The organism is Paenarthrobacter sp. TYUT067 (genome assembly GCF_023656375.1).
Classification (GTDB): domain Bacteria; phylum Actinomycetota; class Actinomycetes; order Actinomycetales; family Micrococcaceae; genus Arthrobacter.
Window position 1 is genome coordinate 1 of sequence record NZ_JAMOIT010000026.1, and the last position, 18,245, is coordinate 18,245.

At 63.6% G+C, this 18,245-nt stretch carries 12 protein-coding genes; 5 read left to right on the forward strand and 7 right to left on the reverse strand.

The window, feature by feature from the left end; translation table 11 throughout:
- Positions 1-332: 332 nt before the first annotated feature.
- The 5 genes from MOD31_RS19585 to MOD31_RS19605 all read right to left on the reverse strand — a co-directional run bounded on the left by MOD31_RS19585 (position 333) and on the right by MOD31_RS19605 (position 6,467).
- Complete coding sequence (locus MOD31_RS19585) at positions 333-2,162, reverse strand: ABC-F family ATP-binding cassette domain-containing protein (protein WP_250821456.1); 1,830 nt, start codon at positions 2,160-2,162, stop codon at positions 333-335.
- A 51-nt stretch (positions 2,163-2,213) separates the two neighbouring features.
- Positions 2,214-3,206, reverse strand: coding sequence for a 4-(cytidine 5'-diphospho)-2-C-methyl-D-erythritol kinase (locus tag MOD31_RS19590; RefSeq protein ID WP_250821457.1), 993 nt, complete (start codon positions 3,204-3,206; stop codon positions 2,214-2,216).
- On the reverse strand, positions 3,203-4,084 hold the full coding sequence (gene rsmA / locus MOD31_RS19595; RefSeq protein WP_142939837.1) for a 16S rRNA (adenine(1518)-N(6)/adenine(1519)-N(6))-dimethyltransferase RsmA: 882 nt from the start codon (positions 4,082-4,084) through the stop codon (positions 3,203-3,205). Before rsmA ends, MOD31_RS19590 begins: the two co-directional genes overlap by 4 nt.
- Positions 4,085-4,110: 26 nt before the next feature.
- Complete coding sequence (locus tag MOD31_RS19600; RefSeq protein ID WP_142939838.1) at positions 4,111-5,280, reverse strand: resuscitation-promoting factor; 1,170 nt, start codon at positions 5,278-5,280, stop codon at positions 4,111-4,113.
- Positions 5,281-5,570: 290 nt separating this feature from the next.
- Positions 5,571-6,467, reverse strand: coding sequence for a TatD family hydrolase (locus MOD31_RS19605; protein ID WP_142939839.1), 897 nt, complete (start codon positions 6,465-6,467; stop codon positions 5,571-5,573).
- Between the two features lie 197 nt (positions 6,468-6,664).
- Between MOD31_RS19605 and MOD31_RS19610 the strand changes: the two genes are divergently transcribed.
- Genes MOD31_RS19610 through MOD31_RS19620 form a run of 3 tightly spaced genes read left to right on the forward strand, consistent with a single transcriptional unit; the run spans position 6,665 to position 11,737 of the window.
- Positions 6,665-7,753, forward strand: coding sequence for a MoxR family ATPase (locus MOD31_RS19610; protein WP_142939840.1), 1,089 nt, complete (start codon positions 6,665-6,667; stop codon positions 7,751-7,753).
- Positions 7,754-7,766: 13 nt separating this feature from the next.
- Positions 7,767-9,230, forward strand: a complete 1,464-nt coding sequence (locus tag MOD31_RS19615) for a DUF58 domain-containing protein (RefSeq protein ID WP_250821458.1) — start codon at positions 7,767-7,769, stop codon at positions 9,228-9,230.
- Entirely contained in the window at positions 9,227-11,737 is a 2,511-nt protein-coding gene (locus MOD31_RS19620; RefSeq protein ID WP_250821459.1) for a DUF3488 and transglutaminase-like domain-containing protein, read from the forward strand. Before MOD31_RS19615 ends, MOD31_RS19620 begins: the two co-directional genes overlap by 4 nt.
- 137 nt (positions 11,738-11,874) lie before the next feature.
- On the opposite strand, the gene MOD31_RS19625 is transcribed toward MOD31_RS19620, so the two are convergent.
- Entirely contained in the window at positions 11,875-13,356 is a 1,482-nt protein-coding gene (locus MOD31_RS19625) for an NAD-dependent succinate-semialdehyde dehydrogenase (RefSeq protein WP_142939845.1), read from the reverse strand.
- A gap of 160 nt (positions 13,357-13,516) precedes the next feature.
- Positions 13,517-14,386 carry a 16S rRNA (cytidine(1402)-2'-O)-methyltransferase gene (gene rsmI / locus MOD31_RS19630; RefSeq protein WP_250821480.1) on the reverse strand — a complete coding sequence of 290 codons (870 nt, stop codon included), beginning with the start codon at positions 14,384-14,386 and terminating at the stop codon, positions 13,517-13,519.
- Positions 14,387-14,519: 133 nt separating this feature from the next.
- Here rsmI and MOD31_RS19635 point away from each other — a divergent pair, with 133 nt between their 5' ends.
- The gene (locus MOD31_RS19635; RefSeq protein WP_250821460.1) at positions 14,520-16,358 is read left to right on the forward strand and encodes a phospholipid carrier-dependent glycosyltransferase; all 1,839 of its coding nucleotides are present in this window, start codon (positions 14,520-14,522) and stop codon (positions 16,356-16,358) included.
- 13 nt (positions 16,359-16,371) lie between these two features.
- Positions 16,372-18,204 carry a long-chain fatty acid--CoA ligase gene (locus tag MOD31_RS19640; protein WP_142939847.1) on the forward strand — a complete coding sequence of 611 codons (1,833 nt, stop codon included), beginning with the start codon at positions 16,372-16,374 and terminating at the stop codon, positions 18,202-18,204.
- Positions 18,205-18,245 lie beyond the last annotated feature (41 nt).

An 18,245-nucleotide genomic window follows, 5' to 3' on the forward strand; every position in this document is an offset into this window, starting at 1 on the left:
CCAACCGCCGAGCCGGCGGCATACCACCAGCCAAAGCCCACACCAACTACCAAACCCGCGCCCAGCAACCCCTGGCCGCCTAACCAAAAACAACAACGAGACCTGTCTCAAAAACTTGACGACCGCAGATCGCCCCAAACCCGCGGGATGTGAGAGAGGGATCGCCCCAAACCCGCGGGATGTGAGCGAGCGTTGGTAATCGGCGGTCAGTGGCGTTTCGCGAAGGAGCGCATCGCGGCGCATCGGGAACCGTAGGTCGCCCCGCGACCGCAGGAGCCCCTATGCGTCGTGTCTAAGCGACGGCGAAACGGCACTGACAGGCCGCAGCACCCTTACTCGCCGAGGATTTCGGCGGCCTCCAGCCACTCCATCTCCAGGCCCTCTTTCTCCTCGAGCAGCTCCTGCAGCTTGGCGTTGAGCTCCCCCAGGGCATCGAAGTCGCCGGATTCGGACTTAGCGGCCATCTGGGTGTGGAGCTTTTCTTCCTGCTGTGAGATCTTGCCGAGCTGACGGTCGATCCTGTTAAGGTCCTTGCGGGCTTCGCGCTTTTCGGCTTCGCTGGCACCGGAAGAGGCGGCAGTGGACGAGGACCCGGTAGCGGCGGTCGGAGCACCGGAGCCGCCCCCAACGGCGCCCGAGGCCAGTGCGGCTTCACGCAGTTCCAGGTATTGATCCACGCCGCCGGGCAGCCCACGGAGTTTGCCGTCGCCCAGCAAGGCCATCTGGTTGTCGGTGACGCGTTCCAGCAGGTAACGGTCGTGGCTGACCACCACAAGGGTTCCGGGCCAACCGTCCAGGACATCCTCGACGGCGGCAAGGGTGTCGGTATCAAGGTCGTTGGTGGGCTCGTCGAGCATCAGTACGTTGGGCTCCCCCACCAGCAGGCGCAGGAGTTGAAGCCGCCGGCGCTCACCGCCGGAAAGGTCCGAAACGGGGGTCCACTGCTTCTCCTTGGTAAACCCGAGTTGCTCCACCAGCTGGCCGGCGGTGAATTCCTTGCCGCCCACACTGAAGGACCGCTTCTCGCGCTCGATGACCTCAATGACGCGAAGATCGGAGACGTCGTCCAGTTCCTTAACGTCCTGGGTCAATACGGCCGTAACCACAGTCTTACCGCGCTTGACCTTGCCCGAGCTCGGTTGGATTTCGCCATTAAGCAGTTTCAGCAGGGTGGATTTGCCGGCGCCGTTGACGCCCACCAGCCCCAGCCGTTCGCCCGGGGCCAGCCGCAACGTGATGTTGTCAAAGAGCTTCTGCCCCACGTTGCCGTCCAGGAAGTCCAGCGTTACGTTCTCAAGGTCAAGCACATCCTTACCCAGGCGTGCGGTTGCCATTTTACTGAGGGCAACGGAGTCGCGGGGGTCGGGCACATCGGCAATGAGGTCATTGGCAGCCTCGATGCGGAACTTGGGCTTGGCGGTTCGGGCGGGAGCGCCGCGCCTCAACCACGCAAGTTCCTTCTTGACGAGCTGCTGGCGTTTGCTTTCGACGACGGCGGCGGTGCGGTCGCGCTCGGCGCGCGCCAAGACGTAGGCGGCGTACCCGCCGTCGAACATGTCCACCATGGCGTCGTGGACTTCCCAGGTGTAATTGCAGACTTCGTCCAGGAACCAGCGGTCGTGGGTGACTACGAGGAAGGCGCCCTGGTTGGCGCGCCAGCGTGTCTTGAGGTGCCGGGCCAGCCAGGCGACGCCTTCGACGTCGAGGTGGTTGGTGGGTTCGTCCAGCATGATGACGTCGTGGTCTTCGATGAGGAGCTTGGCCAGCGCGACGCGGCGCTTCTGGCCACCGGAGAGGGCGTGGACGTTGGCGTGCCAGTCCACATCGCCCACCAGTCCGCCCATGACTTCGCGGATCTTGGGATTGGCCGCCCATTCGTGGTCCGCGCGGTCGCCGACGATCGCAGCGCCCACTGTCAGGTCGCCGTCGAGCACGTCGCCCTGGTCCAGGTAGCCGACGTTGACGTCCCCGCGCTTGGTGACGCGACCGGAGTCCGGCGTCGAGCGGGAGGCGAGCAGGCGCATGAGCGTCGATTTACCGTCGCCGTTGCGGCCCACCATGCCGATGCGGTCGCCATCCTCCAAGCCTAGGGTGACGCCGTCGAGGACAGTGCGGGTCGCGAACGAAACGGTGAGGTTTTCGCCGCCAAGCAGGTGGGCCAATGGGTACTACTTTCTACTGCTGGAATGCGGGGGTACGGGAGCTGGAGGGTACTAAAGGAGGGTATCGGAGATGATCCGGGCGCCGGGAACCGGACCGTGTACGGCCAGGGCATTGTGTCCACGGTGGCCGAGCTCTTCAGCAAGAACCGCGGCTGCGACGGAATCCCGGGCAAGCAGCGCGATGGTGGGACCGGAGCCTGACACCATGCCGGCGAGGGCGCCTCGCGCTTCGCCCAGCCCAATGGTGTCGCGAAGTTGGGGGGCGAGCGTGATGGAGGCCCGCTGGAGGTCGTTGATGAGCACGCGGCTGAGGGTTTCGGGATCGCCGTTCCGCAGGGCCTGGAGGATGGTGGGGTCAACATCAACGGGCTCCGGAATCTCGGCGCCTTCGGAATCCCGGAGACCGTCAAGGGTGCGGAATACGTCAGGTGTGGACAGCCCGTAGTCGGCAAAAACCAGCACCCAGTCCATTTGTGCCTTGGCCAGTGCGGGTGAGAGTTCGTCTCCCACGCCAAGCCCGACGGCGGTGCCGCCCAGGAGCGAAAACGGAACGTCCGCGCCCAGCTCGGCCGCCAAATGCGCGAGTTCCTCGCGTGAGAGGCCGCTGTTCCACAGTGCGTCGCACGCCAACAGGGTGGCTGCGGCATCTGCGGATCCGCCGCCCATTCCACCGGCCACGGGCACACGTTTGGTGATTTCCAAGTGCACGCCTGTTGGCTTTTCAGACACTTCGGCCATGATGGCTGCCGCTTTGTAGGCGAGGTTGCGTTCGTCCAAGGGGATATCCACACCGTCAAGGTCCAGTGTGCTGTCCGGGCTGATGCTGACGGTGATTCCTGGAGTCTCTGTACTTGTGGCAGCCACTTCCTCATACAGGGAGACGGCCAAGTACACGCTGGCAACCGAGTGGTAGCCATCAGGCCGCAACGGGCCCACGCTCAGGGAGACGTTGACTTTGCCCGGGGCTTTGACCCGAACTGTGCGAGCGTGGAAGCGCTCCCCCACGAACGGGAGGCTGCTGGGTTTGCGGCCGCCCGGGTTCATGCGCTCACAGGGTGGCGGGCTTCGGCGATCTTGACGTAGGCGTTGATGTCCAGGACCTCGCCGCGTGCGGTGGGGTCAACACCGGCGGCAACGAGGCACCGTTCGGCTTCGGAGGCGCTCCCGGCCCAACCGGCAAGTGCTGCTCGCAGTGTCTTCCGCCGCTGCGCGAAGGCTGCGTCAATGACAGCGAACACTTGTTCACGGGTTGCATGCGTTTCCGGGGGGTCGTGCCGGGTGAAAGCCACCAATCCTGAATGGATTTTCGGTGCCGGCCAAAACACGTTCATTCCGATCACACCCGCCTTGCGCATGTGCCCGTACCAGGCAGCCTTGACCGACGGAACACCGTAGATCTTGGAACCCGGCGTGGCGGCAAGACGGTCGGCAACCTCGTCCTGCACCATGACCAGGCCGTGCTGGAGGCTAGGGAAATGCTGCAGCAGGTGAAGCACCACGGGCACAGCCACGTTGTAGGGCAGGTTGGCCACCAACGCGGTGGGAGGCAGGGGCAGTTCGGTGACCTTCATGGCGTCCGAGAGCACCAGGTGGAAGTTCTCTTCCGCCTCGGGACGCCAGGCCCGCACGGTCTCGGGCAGTTTTTCCGCCAAGACGGGGTCGATTTCGACGGCGACCACGGTCTTGGCTGCGTCCAGCAAGCCGAGCGTCAGGGAGCCAAGGCCGGGGCCAACCTCCAGCACGGTCTCACCATCGGCTATGTTGGCAGCGGCCACGATCCTGCGGATCGTGTTGCCGTCGATCACAAAGTTCTGCCCCAGCGTTTTGGTGGGGCGTACACCGATTTCTTCGGCGAGCCGTCGGATATCTGTGGCACCCATCAAAGGCGCGACGGCGGCGGGTTCGGAATTCGGTTCAGTCACCTAGGTATCGTATCGCCTGTGCGGGGTCAGGCCGCGTGGGCGCATCCCCAGTCGCTGAGGCCGTTCTTTGCGTAGAGGCGGTTTGCGATGTCAATCTGCTGCGCTTTGGTGGCCAGGCTGGCGTTGGGAGCGTAGGCTCCACCACCGTTTGCCAACCAGGTGGGGCTGGAGAACTGCAGTCCGCCGTAGTAGCCGTTGCCGGTGTTGATGGACCAGTTTCCGCCCGATTCGCACTGCGCAATCCTGTCCCACATGGCTTCGTTCGGGGCGCCGGTGGGGCCGCTGGCTGCGGGTGCCGCTGCGGCGGCTGCTGCCTGGGGAGCGGGAGTGGCAACGGGACGGGCCTTGGTGCCGACGCTGATCTTCTCGGGAACCGGCTGGGTGGCGACGTTGCTGGAGACCAGGGTGCGGGAAGCTTCACGGCCGTCGACGAGGACAAGCTTGAAAGTCTTGACCAACGATCCTGCCACGCCTTCCTGGGTCACCTTCTCTTCGCCTTTGAAGAGCTCCGCGCTGTCGCTCTTCACGCTTTCGAAGGGAACTTCTTCTGTGGCTTCGGCGGTCTTGCTGGTGTCCACGCGGGAGACCTTGATTACCATGTCCTGGACGATCGGAGCATTGCCGGGCTGGGAGATGTGGTCGTTGGCGCCCACAGTAATTCCGGTCTCCTTGAGCACGGTGGCGACGTCGGCCGCCGTCGTGGTGGTGCTGGTGTCCTTGCCGTCAGCTACGACGCTGATGGTCTTGGGCGTGGAGATGGAAACGAACGAGCCGGTTACTTCCAACGACGCTTCCTTGGGCTGGGAGATTTCGGAGGAACTGGCTACGCCGAGCTCGCTCACAAGGCCTGCAACATCAGGGGCCGTGGTGTTCACGGTCTTCCGGGCGCCGTCCAGTTCGATGGACACGGCCTTGGCCAGGTTGACGTTCACCACTGAACCGTTGTCGACCTTCGCGTCGAGGGCCGGCGAAACGCGGTCCGCGTCCTTCAGCTCGACCTTGGCTGCCTTGACCACTTGGTCAACAGTGCCGCCAAAGGTCTGGATGGAGCTCACTTTGCCGTCCACGTTGAGGGTGACGGTCTTGTTGTTGCCCACGAAGGCCACAACTCCAACCACCAGCGCCGCGACTACCAGCAACTGGGTACCTACTTTGAGGAAGCTGAACTTGCCATCCGTTGTGAAGAACTTGATCACGATCGCCCATTACTCTCAGACCATCCGGGCACGGGGAAAAGCGCAAAAGTAATGCCGACCGCAAAACATCAGGGCCAGGCAACACGCCTGGTCCTGCTCTTGCTGCCGGCATCTGCGCCGCCAAAAAACATTCAACTGATTGCCCCGGAATGAACCGACGCAGTTGTCCGAAGGCCTTCCCCGACCCCGGCTACTTGTTTAACACAGTAACCGATCCGTTATAAACGAACCAAGAAACGTGCATACCGGGTATCCAGCCGGGCTGCTGAACCTGGACGCAAAAGGGCCGTTTATGCCCAGGATCCGTAGGCATTCAAGGTATTTTCGGCCAGGCGGGAACAAAGTTCGGACAAGTCATCTCCTGTCACGTCCGCCATGGACCGGACCGTGTAGGGCACCATATAGCTGGCATTTGGCTTGCCACGGTGGGGATGGGGTGTGAGGAACGGTGCATCGGTTTCCACCAGAATCCTGCTTGGCTCGGCGATGGCGAGGGCGGCGCGGAGGTTCCCGGCATTCTTGAACGTCATTGTCCCGGCGAACGACATGTACCATCCGTTCCGGTTGCATATCCGGGCGAGTTCTTCATCTCCGGAGAAGCAGTGGAAAACCACACGCTCGGGAGCGCCTTCTTCGCGCAGAACCTGGACGACGTCGTCGTGGGCGTCGCGGTCGTGAATCTGCAGCGTCAGGTCAAGCCGTTTGGCGATGTCGATGTGGCGGCGGAACGAGTACCGCTGATGCGCCAGTCCTTCACCGTGGGTCCGGAAGAAATCCAACCCTGTCTCACCGATGGCCCGTATCCGCGGATGCCGGGCCAACTCCTCGATCTCGGCGAGCGCGGATTCCAGCTCCCCGCGGGCCGCGTATTCGGGGGCGTCGTTGGGGTGGATGGCCACGGCGCCCAGTAGCCGGGGATCAGCGTCCACGGCCTGCACTGTGAATCGTGACGATTCGAGGTCGCAACCTACCTGCACGGCTCCCTGCACGCCCACCGCTTCTGCGGAGTCCATGGCATCCCTGACGGAGACCTCGATCAGTCCGTGCCTGAAGTCCAGATGTGTGTGGTTATCCATGACGGCTACGGGGAGGGGCTCCGGTGCCGGCGGGTATTCCCGGCGGGAATCTTTTTCTTCTGCTGCATCGGATGGCGCCCTGTAGGGTGCTGGGGCGAGGGAGTTGCACATGCTTCCACCTTAATCGGACTGCGGTCCTCCTTGGGCAACCACCAAGTTGTACACACTAAATTCCACATGGCACATAAATTCCGGAGCACTATGTCAGCGGCGGCCAATGTCTAGGTAGTCTGGAACGGACAAGCGGTCAACAACAACAGCGTTTAGCGAAGATTGCTGTTGCCGAGGCCACGGCTGAAGGGCGATTCATGGAGTCCAAGCAACAAGTCACCGTTGAGCCTCCGCCCGTCCAGGGCGAGGCTTACAGCACCCTGCCACAGGATGGTTCCGGGCTCAACGGGCATAGGCCGCAGGTCATGGACGCGGAACGGTTCCACGATGCCAGCCAGCGCATCCTGGGTTCCATCAATAAGGTCATAGACGGCAAAGCGGACGCGGCAAAGCTCGCCCTGACGGTCCTCCTGGCCCAGGGTCACCTTCTTTTGGAGGACGTCCCGGGCGTGGGCAAGACCCTGTTGGCCAAGACGTTGGCGAGGAGTGTGGACTGTACGGTCTCCCGAATACAGTTCACCCCTGACCTGCTTCCCTCCGATGTCACTGGCGTGTCCATCTACAACCAGTCTTCCCGGCAGTTCGAGTTCCGCCCCGGCGCCGTGTTCGCGAACATCGTCATCGGTGACGAAATCAACCGCGCTTCGGCCAAAACCCAGTCCGCGCTGCTGGAATGCATGGAGGAGCACCAGGTAACCGTGGACGGCCATTCCTACCAGCTGGGATTGCCCTTCATGGTGGTAGCCACACAGAATCCCATCGAAATGGAAGGCACCTACCCGCTTCCTGAAGCCCAGCGTGACCGCTTCATGGCTCGGATTTCCATGGGCTACCCGGACAAGGACGCCGAAATCGAGATGCTGGAGACGCATCAGGCGTCCTCGCCCTTGGTAAACGTGACTCCCGTGGTGACCGCTGCCGATGTTGCTGCCATGATTTCCACGGTCCAGCAGGTGTACGTCTCCACGGCCATCAAGGAGTACACGGTGGCCATTGGACGGGCCACCCGGGACAGCGCACGCCTTCGCCTGGGCGCCAGCCCTCGGTCTTTGCTGCAATTGTTGCGTGCTGCCAAGGCCACGGCAGCTTTGGATGGCCGCGATTTTGTCCTCCCTGATGACGTGGTGGACGTTGCCGAATCGGTGCTGGCCCACCGGATCATCCTGGATCGCAAAGCCGCGAGTTCCGGCGATACTCCACAGAGTATTCTTCGGGGCATCTTCGCTTCCCTGCCCGTTGCCCAGGAACCGCCCGGCGCATGGCGCAGGGACAGGCATAGCGTTTAGGAGACACGCCCCAATGGCGCTCTTGGATCGGCTTCCCAAGCATTTATTCACCAACCGTGGCTGGGGACTCCTGGCAGCCGGGGCCCTTTCCCTGGGGTGCGCCTACGTCATGGGAAGGCGCGATCTCCTGTCCTTGGCGGTCCTGCTGATTCTCCTGCCATTGGTGGCGCTTGCCGGCGTCCGGGTACTCAAACCAAAGTTCCAGGTGTACCGCGAATTCAACCCGTCCACGGTGGAAACCTCAAGCACCACCACTGTTCGCCTGGCCATTGCCCGTTCTTCATCTGCCACGGGGCAGGTCATCATGGAGGAGCAGTTGCCTCAGCGTTTCGGGGAGCCTCCCGCTTTCCGTTTTCCGGCCAGGTCAGCGTCAGGTGGCACCAGCCGCTACGAGTATCACCTTCGCTCGGGCAAGCGTGGACAGTTCCGGATCGGTCCGGTCACGGCAGAGTTCAGTGACCCGTTTGGTTTGTCTTTGCGCAGGCACGCAATTGACGACGGCGACCTCCTGACCGTGACGCCTGCCGCCGTCGAACTTCCCGTCACGGGCCTGGCCGGGGCGCGGGGCAATGACGGCGTGACGGCAACCCGCATCCGGGCCAATCCCAGCGACGACGACATTATGACCCGCGAGTATAGGCATGGGGACCCCATGCGACGCGTTCACTGGGCCGCTACGGCCCGCCATGGCCAGCTCATGGTCCGTCAGGAGGAGTCGGTAACCACACCGGAAGCGACTCTCATCCTTGACCAAAGGTTCACCGCCTTTGCCTCCGGAAACGGCTCCGTGTTCGGAAGCCGTGACGAAGATTCGGATTTGGTCACCAGTACCAACTTTGAGTGGACAGTTACGGCAGCGATGTCGATCGCCGCACACTTGGCGGAACGAAGTTATTCGTTGCGGCTCCTTGACTCGTTCGGTGGGCCGGCGTTCCACCGTTCGAGGTCGGCCGCGGATCCTGATGCGGAGGAGTTCTCGGGTGCGGGCGGCCTTCAGGCAATCGCCGAGGCTTTGGCGGCTGTGGAGCTGAGCGGCCCCCGGCACGTCAGGCCGGATCACCACCGGGCCGAGAACGGGGACCACAAATCCGGTCCGGAACATAAAGAGGGCACCTCCGGCGCAGCGGGCGCGGAGACTGCGGATTCTCCGTTCAACGACCACCTGATGGACAAACTCTCGGCGCATCGCCTGCGCGGCCCCCTGCTGGCCTTGGTGGGCAACCTGACACTCGCAGAAGCACGGGCGCTCGCTCCCGCGGCCGGGTATGGCGCCAATGCTTTCGCCATGGTGGTGACCGATGCTTCGCGTAACACCGACCAAGTATTGGAGATCCTGCGCCTGGCAGGTTGGAGAGCGGCGGCAGTCACCTCAAAGACCCGGCTGACCGCAGCCTGGTCTGCCTTCGACGAGGGCGGAATCGTGGCGGCGGCCGATGCCGCCATGGATGTCCGGCGTGGAGCGGCGGTGCCCCGATGACAGCTACATCACACCAAGGCTCCCCCAACGCGCCGACTCAACCCGGCGGTCCTTCCGGCACGCCCGATTCCGGCACGCCCGCACCCGGCAAGCCGCTACGGCCACGGGCCCCGGGGGCCGGACCATACCCGTGGGTCATGGCGGGATCAGTCTCAGTGGCCGTTCTTGGCGCTGCCCTGTCCCTGAATGGAGTCCTGAGGGGCTGGGCCTGGTTCATGCCGCTGATCACCACCGTGGTGGTGGTCGCACTGACGCTTGCTGTACTCCGGGCGCTCCGTGCCCAGCCGTTGTTGGTCACTTTGGCCTCATTTGCCTCGTTGGCCGGCATCCTCAGCTTCATTTTCTGCCGCCAGGAAAGCCTGGCGGGGTTCATCCCCACCACCGGAACCTTCACCGCCGTCGGACGCCTTATCAAACGGGCTGCAGAGACAGTGGTGTCCGAAAGTGCTCCTGTAGCACCCAACGCGGGGATCGTCTTTGTCCTCTGCGCTTGCCTGGGCCTCTTGGTGATCTTGATCGATGCCCTTGCCGTTCCCCTGTCCATGCCGGCCGCCAGCGGTATTGGTCTCCTGGCTGTCATGGTGGTCCCGGCAACCATCAAGCCCCAGAGCGTGGGCGTCGCCGGATTCATGGGCGCGGCCGTGGGCTACCTGCTCATCCTCGGGTGCAGCCACTGGTTCGCCCCGGATGCGAGGTTGCAGTCGGGTTCAGGACGCGGAGCCGGGCAGTTCAGGCGCTCTGTGATTACAGGCGGCCTGGCACTGGCCTTGACCATGACCGTCCCTGTGGTGATTCCCGGTTTCGAGACCGGCACCTTTCCGCAGGGCTCCCGGCTGAGCCCGTGGGGAACCTCCAATGGGCTCAACCCCATGATCACTTTGGGCAACAGCCTCCGCAGCCCCACCGGTTCGGGACGCATCACCTATGCCACCAGTGCCAGTGCTCCCCTGTACCTCCGGTCCGTGACGGTGGAGAACTTCGACGGCGAAACCTGGGCCCCTGATGATCGGGGGGCGGGTCGCCGGGCGGGCGTGGACAGGATCGAGACCGGATATGCGATCCAAGGCGAGGTGGTCAACGCAGTCACGTCGGTCAATGCGGGCCTGTTTTCCAGCCCTTACCTTCCTGCTCCATTTGCCCCCGCCTCCGTAAACGGCCTTAACGGACGATGGACGTGGGATCCATCAACCTTGAGCATCATGAGCACGGAGACCACCACCCGCGCGCAACGGTATGTGGTTTTCTCCGCAGCTCCCAAGATCACTGCGCAGTCCCTATCCCAGGCCAATGCTGTTCCGCAGGATATCTCCGAGGACTTTCTGAAGGTCCCCGGGAACCTTCCGGATATCGTGCGCCAAACGGCTGATACCGTCACGGCATCGGCTGGCAGCAATTACGCGAAGGCGCTGGCCATCCAGAAGTACTTGCGTTCAGGCGAGTTCACTTATTCACTTCAGGCTCCCGTCCAGAATGGCTATGACGGCAATGGCCTCTCGGTCCTGGCCGACTTCCTTGCAGTGAAGAGCGGCTATTGCGTCCATTTCTCCTCCGCCATGGCGGTCATGGCACGGGCTGAAGGCATCCCCAGCAGGATTGCGGTGGGCTACGCGCCGGGCCGCCTCACGGGTGAATCGGTGGCCTTGGTGGGTCAGGGATCCTTCCCCGAGTACGAGGTTGACGCCCGGGACGCGCACGCGTGGCCTGAGCTGTACTTCGAGGGCCTGGGCTGGGTCCCCTTCGAGCCGACACCGTCCCGCGGCGTTCCTCCGGACTACGCGACGGAAAGTTCGATAGCCGGCAACTTGAGCACCAACGCCGATGAGAAAGAGGTGCTTACCACCCCCGCCCCCGCTCCCACCCCAGCCGCCCCACTCCCTGGCTTGAATACGCCTGCCGCAAGTTCGGCCGCAGTGAACCCGTGGCCGGCGATCGGCGCCGCAGTGGCCGGGGTCCTGGTGCTTGCTGGATTCCTGTGGTCGCCGAGGCTGAGCCGGACGGTGCTCCGGCGACGCCGGCTCAGCCAAAAGCCTCCGGCCGATTCCGAGCTCCCGGGCTATAAGGATCCTGCCCCTGAACTGGCGTGGGCGGAGTTGCAGGATCTCTCCACCGACTACGGCGTGCCGTCAACGCCCAGCGAGACGCCGAGGCATTTCTCCGCCCGGCTGCGCTCCAGCTCCGCCTTGGGGGTCGCGGGAGGACTCGACGACGCCGCACATGAGGCAGTCGCGTCCCTCACCTCGGACTTCGAACGGCAACGGTACGGCCGAACCATGACGATTGCGCCGTCAGCGGCCGCCCGGATCGCTGTCGTTCGCGAATCGTTGCGGAACAATGCCCGCTGGTTGGTCCGCTTCCGCGCGGACTGGCTGCCGCCGTCGATGATGCAGCGTTGGGTGCATGCCCTCGGCGCACCGTTCCGGGCTGTTGGAAGGTTCGGCACGGCAACGGGGCGGGCGATCGCTTTTTCCTGGCGCAGGCTCAAAGGATTGCTCCCCCAGCGCCACTAGGTCCGGGACCGCTGATCCGGATTCAGACGCAAAGGGCCCGACGCCGGAACTTGTGGTTCCGGGGCCGGGCCCCTGCATGTGTCAGCCGTTCTTGTTGCGAGAGCGGCGGACAGGGCTCCTTGGTGGAAAGAGCAGCATTAGTCGGCGTACGGGTCCGCGATACCTACGTACTGGGTGTAGAGGTACTCTTCGATGCCTTCGGAGCCGCCTTCGCGGCCCAGGCCGGACTGCTTGACTCCACCGAACGGCGCGGCGGCGTTGGAGATCACACCGGCGTTGAGGCCGAGCATGCCGGTCTCGATCCTTTCGCTGATGCGCAGGCCACGGTTGAGGTCCTTGGTGAAGACGTAGGCAACCAGGCCGTATTCGGTGTTGTTGGCCAGTCGAACAGCGTCGTCTTCGGTGGAGAAGGTGATGATGGGCGCTACCGGTCCGAAGATCTCTTCCTGCAAGATGCGGGCATCTGCGGCAACGTTCTTCAGCACGGTGGGCTGGTAGAAGTAACCGGGACCGTCGACGGCGGCACCACCGGTGACTGCTGTGGCACCTCCTGCTACGGCTTCGGAAACCAGGGCGTGAACGCCGTCGCGGGCCTTGCCGTCGATCAGCGGGCCAACCTTGGACTCCGGCTCGGTGCCGCGGGCGGTGGTGAGTGCGCCGATCTTGGCGGCGAACTTCTCCGCGAAGGAATCGGCGATGGACTCGTGCACAATGAAGCGGTTTGCTGCGGTGCAGGCCTCGCCCATGTTGCGCATCTTCGCGGCGATGGCACCTTCAACAGCCTTGTCCAGGTCCGCGTCCTCGAAGACCACGAACGGGGCGTTGCCACCCAGTTCCATGGAGGTGCGCAGGACCTTGTCCGCGGCTTCACGGATCAGGGCCTGGCCCACCGGGGTGGAGCCGGTGAAGGAGATCTTGCGGAGACGGTCATCCTTGATCAGCGGGCCCGTGACAGCGCCTGCCGTGGAGGTCTGGATGACGTTCAGGACACCGGCGGGAAGGCCGGCTTCCTGCATGACCTGGGCGAACAGGAGGCTGGTCAGCGGGGTCAGGTTTGCGGGCTTGAGCACCATGGTGCAGCCGGCTGCGACAGCTGGGGCTACCTTGCGGGTGGCCATGGCCAGCGGGAAGTTCCACGGGGTGATCAGCAGGCAGGGGCCCACCGGCTTCTTCTGCACCAGCAGGCGGTTCTTGCCATCAGGTGCTGCGGAATAGCGGCCGGACACGCGGACAGCTTCTTCCGAGAACCAGCGCAGGAATTCGGCACCGTAGGTCACTTCACCACGGGCTTCGGCCAGGGGCTTGCCCATTTCCAAGGTCATCAGCAGCGCGAAGTCTTCGGCACGCTCAGTGACCAGCTCGAAGGCACGGCGCAGAATTTCGCCGCGTTCGCGCGGTGCGGTGCGTGCCCAGTCAGCCTGGGCGGCAGCAGCGGCGTCGAGGGCGGCAGCGCCGTCTTCAGCACCGGCATCGGAGATGCTGAGCAGGACCTTGCCCGTTGCCGGGTCCTCAACATCAAAGGTCTTTCCGGAACCAGCCGGGCGCCACTGACCGTTGATCAGCAGGCCGGTAGGGACGGAAGCCAGCAGTTCGCTTTCGCGTTCAACCGTGACAGTCATGGCGACTCCTTCGTCTTGGGTGCTTTGGAGAATTGCACCACAGGGGTTCGTTGCCGGAAGTGGCTTGAATTACTGCCACGGTACTGCCCCACGAGAAGCAGTGTCTACGCCTTCACGCACTGCCACATGGTCGTCGATTTGTGCAGGTGCACAGCATAGGTCAGCGCGCTGCTAGTACCGCTGAGTAGAGCTCCCGCTTGCTGACCCGGGCCTCCTCGGCCACTGCGGCTACGGCCTCCTTCAACCGGATGCCTTGCGAAATGAGCTCGTTGACCGCTGCGACGTGGTCCTCCGGCTTGCCGGGTTCATGTTCGGGCGCACCGGCCACCACAACCGCGATCTCGCCACGGACCTCGTTGTTCTCTGCCCACTGGAGCAGTTCACGCAACGTGCCGCGAATGACTTCTTCATACGTCTTGGTCAGCTCACGGCAGACTGCCACGCGGCGATCGGCCCCGAAACGCTCATGAAGTGCCCGCAACATGACCTCAAGCCTGTGCGGGGCCTCAAAGAAGACCATGGTGCGGCGTTCGTCGGCCAGGTCTGCAAGGCGTGAGTTCCTGTCCCCTGACTTTCGCGGCAGGAATCCTTCAAAGCAGAAACGGTCGGTGGGCAAACCGGATAGCGCCAGCGCCGTCAGTACCGCGGAAGGGCCGGGAACCGCCGTGACCGTCAGCCCGGCAGCAACCGCACCCTCCACCAGACGGAAGCCGGGGTCCGAAACTGCGGGCATCCCGGCGTCGCTGACCATCAGGATGGTCTTGCCAGCGCGGACGTGGTCCAACAGTTCACCGGTCTTGGCTACCTCATTGTGCTCGTGGTAGCTGATGACGCGTCCCTTGACTTCAACCCCAAGGGCAGTGACCAGCCGGTGCAAACGGCGGGTATCCTCTGCGGCCACGATGTCCGAGGTGCCAAGGAGTTCAACCAAACGCGCGGAAGCGTCCCCGACGTTGCCTATGGGTGTTGCCGCCAGGACAATCCTGCCCACGCCGGGAGTTGCGCCCGAGGCAGTAGCCGCCTCTTCCAGGTTCTCGTTGAAGGGAGCTTCGTCAGGGGTGCCGCGTTGTTCGTCCACCTGCCAAGCCTAATACCGCGCGGGGTTCAGGGTTGCAGGCGCGGGGTTTAGGGTTGCAGCAAGGATGGAAAGGTAGCATGGGCGGGTGAACCAGTCGCCCGTTCCTGCCACCGCTTCCGGATCCCCGGCAGCGTCCCCAGCGAGCCCGGAACCTGAAGACTCCAAGGCCGCGGAGAACAACGGGCAGTCGGACACACCGAAACCCGCAGGCACGTCGCGCGCCCATCCGGAAGAAGCCCCGCCCGCTGAGACCGGGCCCAGCCGAGGACTGCCCGGCCGGGGTGTGCCCGGCCGAGGCCTGGAGGGGCACCGCTGGATCGCACGGCCGTCCGAGGCTTACACCGCCCAGGCATTGAAGGAACGTCTGATCGGCGCAACCCAAAGCTGGCGGGACTACCCGGCGTCCCTGCGCTTATGGTTTTGGCTGATCCCTACCCTCACGGCAATCCTGGGCGGCATTCTCCGCTTCTTCCGCCTTGATGCCCCGCACAGCCTGGTTTTCGATGAAACGTACTACGTCAAGGACGCCTACTCCTATGTGGTGAGCGGCTACGAACGCAGTTGGCCGGCCAACGCCAATGACTCCTTCATCGCCGGCAACCCGGATGTTCTCCTCAACACTCCCGAGTACGTTGTCCACCCACCGGTGGGCAAATGGATGATCGCGTTCGGGATGTGGCTGTTTGGCGGCGATAACCCCTTCGGCTGGCGGTTCAGCGCAGCTCTGGCGGGCACGGTGACGGTCTTCCTCGTGTCACTGATCGCACTGAAGCTCTTCCGCTCACACACCCTCGGGGCGGTTGCCGGTCTCCAGCTGGCCATCGACGGCCATCACCTGGTGCTTTCCCGGACGTCCCTGCTGGACGTGTTCCTGGCCCTGTGGATCCTGGCCGCTTTCGGCGCCTTGCTCATGGACCGCGACGACGGCCGACGCCGTTTGGCGTCACGGCTTGCCGCGCAAGCGGCTGCTTCGCCGGGCGGCCTACCCACACCCACCCAGCTGGTCACCGGTCCCTGGCTGGGCATGCGGTGGTGGCGGCTGGTTGCAGGGCTTTGCCTCGGCCTTGCCGTGGGCACCAAATGGTCTGCCCTGTTCTTCGTCGCGGCTTTCGGCATCATGACCGTGCTGTGGGACCTGAACGCCCGCCGTGTCGCCGGGATCCGGAGCTGGTTCAGTGCCGGCATCATCAAGGACGGCCTGCCGGCATTCGTGACCATCATTCCCATCGCTGCAGTCACCTACGTGGCCACGTGGACGGGCTGGTTCCTCTCGAAAGACGCCTATTACCGGCAATGGGCTGCCACCAACCCTGCCCCGGGCTGGGATTGGCTGCCCAACTCCGTGCGCTCCCTGGCGCACTACCACCTTGAAGCTTACAAATTCCATCAGGGCCTGAGCTCGGACCATCCGTATGAGTCCAGCCCCTGGACGTGGCTCATCATGGGCCGTCCCACCTCGTTCTACTACCAGACTCCCAAACCGGGCACTCCCGGCTGCCTGGCTGAGACATGCTCTTCGGCCATTCTGCCCGTGGGTAATCCGGTGGTTTGGTGGGGTGGAACCATCGCGTTGGTGATCCTCTTGTTTTGGTGGGCGGGCCGCCGCGACTGGCGGGCCGGTGCCATCCTCGCCGGCGTGGCAGCCGGGTACCTTCCATGGTTCATGTACCCGGAACGCACCATGTTCATCTTCTACGCCGTGTCCTTCGAACCCTTCCTGGTTCTGGGCCTGACATATGTGTTGGGGTTGGTGCTGGGACGCAGCAGCGACCCCGTCTGGCGGCGACGGTCCGGCCTCTACATTGTGGCTCTGGTCATGGTGTTGGCCGTGCTGGCAACGGCATTCTTCTATCCGGTGCTCACGGCGGAGGTCATCAGCTACCAGGAGTGGCGGATGAGAATGTGGATGCCATCATGGATCTAGGAGGAGTCAAGTAGTGAGGGAAGCAAGCACGGACCTTCTGGTCGAGGCGGACCCGGATACCAACGTGACGGACCTTCTTCTGGAACGCTGCCATAAGGATCCGTTCGGAAACCTGTATGCGCATAACACGGCGAACGGTTGGTTGAACGTCTCCGCTGCGAGGTTCCTTGGCGATGTTACCGCCCTGGCCAAAGGCTTGATCGCAGGAGGACTCAACCCTGGAGATCCTGTAGCGGTGTTGTCCCGCTCAAGCTTTGAATGGACTTTGGTGGACTTCGCCATCTGGATGGCCGGCGGAGTCACGGTGCCCATTTATGAGACGTCGTCGGCAAGCCAGATCGAGTGGATCCTGGCCGATTCCGGAGCCCGACGCATCTTTGTGGAGGACGCCGCCAAAGCAGATCTCGTCCACACACTGGTGGAGCACTCTGCCGTCCTGGGCGAGGACCCCGTGGCCATCATTCGGATGGAGCACGACGGCGACGCACCCAACCTGACCAGCGTCTCCGCCGTCGGGATCGGCGTCATGGACAACGAACTGGAGCGCCAGCGCAGCGCAGCGAACCTGGCCAGTGTCGCCTCCATCGTCTACACCTCCGGAACAACGGGCAAGCCCAAGGGCTGCGAAATCACCCACGGAAACTTTGTCCTCGTGGCGCGAAACGTCATCCCGTTCCTCCCCGAGCTCCTCATGCAGCAAGGCGCGCGGACATTGATGTTCCTGCCCTTGGCGCACGTCCTCGCCCGCGCAGTCCAGGTAGTCTGCCTCACTGCCGGCATTACTCTGGGACACAGCGCCGGCGCCAATGGACTGATGGCAGACCTGGGATCCTTCAAGCCCACTTTCCTGCTCGCCGTACCGCGCATTTTCGAGAAGGTCTACGCCGGCGCCAGCCACAAAGCGGCCATGAGCGGAAAATCCGCGCTCTTCTCGGCAGCGTCCGCCACCGCGGTTGAGTATTCGACGGCGGTGGACCTCGCCGCCCGTGGCGAGGGGCAGGGGCCGGGTTGGCTTCTGGGCATGAAGCATTCGTTGTTCAACAAACTCCTCTACCCCAAGGTGAGGGAGCTGTTCGGCGGCAATGTAGGTTACACAGTTTCCGGTGCCAGTCCCCTGAGCCTGCGGGACAACCACTTCTTCCATGGAGCCGGTGTTCCGGTTCTTGAGGGCTATGGGTTGACGGAGACTACTGCGCCCTGCACGGTCAACACACCCGCTATGTCCCGGATCGGGACCGTGGGGATTCCGCTTCCGGGGACCACCATCAGGGTGGCCCGGGACGGGGAGGTGCTGGTCAAGGGCATTGGTGTCTTCAAGGGCTATCACAACAATGACGAGGCCACCCGGGCTGCCTTCGTTGACGGGTTCTTCCGCACGGGAGATCTGGGCGAACTCGACGCCGACGGCTTTCTGACCATCACCGGACGCAAAAAGGACCTCTTAGTGACCGCCGGAGGAAAGAATGTGGCGCCGGCTCCGCTGGAGGAGAAACTGCGCGAACACCCCTTGGTGGGGCAGGCCGTGGTGGTGGGCGATGGCCGGCCGTTCGTCGCAGCATTGCTTGGCCTGGACCCTGAAGGGATTGCTGACTGGTGCGCGGAGAACAAGGTGGCAGCCATGTCCCCCGACGAAGCCGCCGCTGATGACCGGGTGAAGGCAGCGGTTCAGTCTGCAGTGGACGAGGCCAACAAACTCGTCTCAGCTGCTGAATCCATTAAGAAGTTCGCCTTCATCACGGCGGAGCTCAGCGTCGAGTCCGGGCACCTGACGCCCTCGCTCAAACTGAAGCGGGCTGCGGTGCTCAGCGACTTCTCGACGGCAGTGGAGAAGCTGTACGAGAAGTAGCGCACCACCCAGGCTGCTTTCAGCCCAGGTGGTGCGCTGGC